Raw genomic sequence first — 329 nt, forward strand, 5'->3', positions numbered from 1 at the left:
AGCACGGTTTACGAATTTGTAAAATCAGGGCGTTATCCTCGGCAAGGTTGGTTTCGTCGTTTGACAGCCCATGATGAGGAACATGTTCGGATTAGTTTGGAATCAGTTGGAATGTGGGAACATCGGGATAAGCGCTTAGGTGCTTTGAGTGGTGGGCAGAAGCAGCGTGCGGTCATTGCGCGTATGTTTGCCTCTGATCCAGATATTTTTATTCTGGATGAACCGACAACAGGGATGGATGCAGGGACCAAGGATGCTTTTTACCAACTCATGCACCATTCGGCTAAGAAGCATGGAAAGTCGGTTTTGATGATAACTCATGATCCTGA

1 protein-coding gene is annotated in these 329 nt (G+C 46.8%); it reads left to right on the top strand.

The window, feature by feature from the left end; translation table 11 throughout:
• On the top strand, positions 1 to 329 hold a 329-nt coding region (locus tag C1G53_RS08170), incomplete at both ends, for a metal ABC transporter ATP-binding protein (protein WP_153046682.1).

Origin of the sequence: Streptococcus suis (assembly GCF_002960445.1) — a bacterium.
Taxonomy (GTDB): domain Bacteria; phylum Bacillota; class Bacilli; order Lactobacillales; family Streptococcaceae; genus Streptococcus; species Streptococcus hyiners.